Source organism: Syntrophorhabdaceae bacterium (genome assembly GCA_028713955.1).
GTDB lineage: Bacteria > Desulfobacterota > Syntrophorhabdia > Syntrophorhabdales > Syntrophorhabdaceae > UBA5609.
Genome location: JAQTNJ010000272.1, coordinates 1 through 3939 on the forward strand (window position 1 = coordinate 1; position 3939 = coordinate 3939).

General features: G+C 49.6%; 2 protein-coding genes. One reads left to right on the forward strand and one right to left on the reverse strand.

What is annotated here, in order from left to right; translation table 11 throughout:
- The first annotated feature begins 52 nt into the window (after positions 1–52).
- Complete coding sequence (locus tag PHU49_15485) at positions 53–256, forward strand: hypothetical protein (protein MDD5245410.1); 204 nt, start codon at positions 53–55, stop codon at positions 254–256.
- 116 nt (positions 257–372) lie between these two features.
- Here PHU49_15485 and PHU49_15490 read toward each other — a convergent pair.
- Positions 373–3939, reverse strand: a 3567-nt coding sequence (locus PHU49_15490; GenBank protein MDD5245411.1) for an alpha-amylase family glycosyl hydrolase, incomplete at its 5' end; no start/stop codon positions are given.

The following is a 3939-nucleotide window of genomic DNA, read 5'->3' on the forward strand; positions in this document are numbered from 1 at the left end:
ATTGATGTTTGGTTATTGGTGATTGCATTATGCTGCGTGGAACGAAAATGCTATGAAAGAAAAAAAGAAGGTGGAGCAGTCATTGCCTGATTTCTGCGATCTTATGTGCATATACGCGTCAATGCCGGAAGAGACGGCAATTGACGGATCAGGGAGCTGCAGGACCTTTGCGGCGCTCTATTGTAAAAAGAGAAAGTCCCTCGTCCACAAGAACATGCCCTGCAGGGAAAAGCTTACCCGTAAGAAAAACAAATAATATACAACAGCATCTTATCTTCACATAGAATTACGGGAATTGCGTTGACTTCCCCGCCTGGTTTTTGAGTATAGAGAAGAGCGAAGAGCACAACAGTGTTCCTGCGAAAACGATGTTTACTTAATGGAGTCTTTTTGCCGGACGATCTCTACGAGTTTTTCTACCTGGTAATTGGACTCCCCTGATGCTGCATGGAGCTCCGACAGGATGCGGTAGCACCCGGCAAGGCTATTATTCCGCTCGTCCCCGGTTTTTGAGCTATCCCCGGAAATGAGTACTGTGGCTGTATATGCCATCCACGAGAGGAGAAGCTCGAAGGTGTCTTTATTGAACCAGAGTATATCCATGTAACGGTTTATTTGCAGAAACCTCTGCACCTCGCTGTCATTGAGGAATGTTTCAAGCGCCTGGTACGCGCCTTGGGACGCGTCGCCGGATTGCACGTCGCCGGATTGCATGTCGCCGGATTGCATGTCGCCGGATTGCATGTCGCTGTACCAGTGCTGGTGACCGGTGAATATCTTTACAGCCATGATACCCTGGGATATATCGTCCGGGTTGAACCCGAGTTCCTGTAATGTTTTTTCCATAATATGGCCAAGAAGCCACTCATCGATCCAGCTCCGGCCCTGTTCATCGGTGTTGCTTTTTTCATCAAGGATCTTTCCGAGGCCGTGGACAAAGACCCAGATCACCTGACAACCCGTCTGCAGCTCAGAATGGAAGAAACCTGACTGCAGGAATTGAACAAATCTTCTCTGTTTATCATCGTCGGGGTTTGCGAAACGGTCAATAAGCAGGGGGATCCTGAGGGTAACCCGCAGCGCGTTGACTACGTCGTCCGCAACGTGATGTTCGTCAACAGGGCCGTGAACGTATTGTTTGATATCTGACAGAAAGTCCAGCGTCTTCTGTTCAATTTCATGCAGGAACTCCTGAGGCAGATCTTCAATCTTTCCATGGGCTGCCTCTGACCTGACATCAAGGATTCTCCGAAAGGTGTGAACATTGACAAGTTCTTTGAAACCGTGGTGAATGGGCTGGAGAAATATCTCACGCATCGTCTCTTCAATGCTCGGGACGCCGAGCCCGTTCAGATAGGTATTGAGGTGGGCATAATGTGACCAGACATTATCCTCGATCCCGGCTATATCGAGAAAGACATGATATTGATAAGGGCCGAGCTCAACGTAGAGACCTTTCTCTGAAAGCTCTCTGCTTGGCCTGATATATTCCAGACCGGTGATGTGGTCCCGGAATATTGTAAAAGATCCATGCCCGCTGTTGACTTCAAGGCCTTCACCGAGTGTCTTCTGGACGAGGATTGGCTGATTTTTATCACTGCCTTTTACAGCGTAGGCTACGGAGGTCCTTATCCAGCCCTTTGCCGATATATTTTTATTGTTGTAGACGACAAGCGTCCTTTCATCACCGTATTTGTTAGAATATGCGAAGACATTCTCATTGACATGCCCTTCAGGGGTGAAAAAGTCGTAAAGAAGAAAGTGCTCAACCCCGGCAAAGAGATGCCTCTTGTGAAGTAACGGGAAGATCTCCTTTTCGTGTCTTTCGATGAGATATCTGTCCGGTTCTTCATCCCAGTAAGCCCGCCTGTATTCCATCCCGTACTTTTCGGTAAAGCCTTCGACCTGACCATGCCCGAACATCGGGAGGCCTGGTAATGTAATCATAAGGGTGCAGACCCCGAAGTACTTGCTGTCTTTGCCGAATTGATCGACTGCGGTCCGTTCATCGGGATTGTTCATGAAATTTACGAACCGTCTCAGGATCTCCGGATCGAATTCAAGGGTGTTTTTCATGACGGTGCGATACTTCGAGTTATCTTCATCGCGGAGCATATTCATGAACGCGCTGTTGTATACCCTGTGCATCCCCAGCGTCCTGACAAAGAAACCTTCAAGCAGCCAGAACGCCTCGGCGAGCAAAAGCGTGTCAGGCGCTTCCTGCGCCACGCGGTCAACAACTTCACGCCAGAACTCATTGGGCATCAGTGTGTTCAAAACGTTTTTTGTGAGGCCATGTTCTACCCGTGTGGGGATCGATCCCCCGGTACCCGGTTCAGGGAACCATAAACGCTGATAGTGCCGTTTTGTGAGTGTCATGGCTGCATCGAACCTGATGACAGGGAATCTCCGTGCCACCTCGATAATGGTGCTGATCATCGCCTCTCTTACTTCCGGATTGAGATAATTAAGCTGCGCGGTGTCGTTCCACGGCATGCTTGTCCCGTCATTGCCATGGTAGGTATATTTTTCATCTCCGGTCCAGCGGTCTTTGCGTTTGAAGACGACCGCCGCGTCTGTGCGCTCATAATAATGATCTTCTATAAAGACAGAGACCCTTTCATCGCGGGAAAGGTCAGGGCCATTGAAGGAGTACCATGGGAATGGGTTGTGATCTAAGGAGATGAACCAATCAGGGTGTTCTATCATCCATCTGGAGTAGATCCCCACGTGGTTCGGCACCATGTCGCTTGCGAGCCTTATCCCCCGTTTCCACGCCCCCTCCCTCAGTTTGTTGAATGCGTCGTCGCCCCCGAGATCCGAGGCGATCGTGTAGTCATAGAGAGAATATGCCGACGGTACAGCCTCGGGATTGCCGCAGAGCTGCTTGATGGTCTGTGATGCCGGGCTTCGCTCCCATACCCCTATAAGCCACAGGCCCGTAAATCCTCTTCGCTGCAACGCATCGAGCTCTTCATCGGGTATTTGATCGAGCCGTGTAATGTGATAGCGGTATTTCTTTGAAAGCTGATCGAGCCAGACATAGATGTTTTTTGCCATGAGGACCAGGCGCGGCATCCATTCGCGGTCAGGTGTGAAATGTTCGGGCTCAAGTTCGAGCCCTGTGAATTTGAATACCTCTGCGGGTCCGGTGCCCGTGAAAGGCAATTTTTCCTCTTCTTTGAAGAGGTCGAGACTTTTCAAGATCAATGAAAGGTATCTTTTCAGGAGGTAGCCCCAGCGTTCCATGATATACGCGAGCTGTCCTGAAAGGGAATGCGGGACAGCAAGGGCAGGGCTTCTCAACATATCGATGAGGTCCTGATAATCAGGACCAAACGGCGGCTGCAAATGAAAGTAATCTTTCAGTTCCGATATGATCTGGAGATAGATCGTTTCTTTTTTCAGACTGACGTCGTCGAATAGCTCGAAAAACGGAGAGAAGGCAGGATTCATATTCGCGAGCCAGAGGAGAAGCATTTCTTCAAGAACGATCTGCCTGTTGGGGATCCCTTCTGTATCGCTGTTCAGGTAGTCCGCGATATTGACTTCATTGTTGTACACGCGAAGCGGCGGGAAGGCATCGACAAAATGGTGCATGGCGTTTTCGACGTTCCCGCTGCCGAACCTTTCATTCAACGCCGAGAAAGCCTGTTCCATTGTTTTTTCGTTTATATCTTTCCGGTATTGTCCGACAACGTAGTGGAGGATCTCATCGATGAGGCCCATGGCAATCAATTGCCCTGCCTTGATCGCTCCTTCAGGGAAACTGATGAGGTCCTTTTTCTGGTTGATCTTCTGGGCAAAGATGCGGGCGGCATAGAAGTTTGTAAAAATGACATTCCCGCTGAGAGAAAAAAGGGACTCGCTGAACTGATAGAAATCCCTCGATTTTCGGGAGACGTGGAATTCCATTGTGGGGGGTCTGCGGCCGGATTT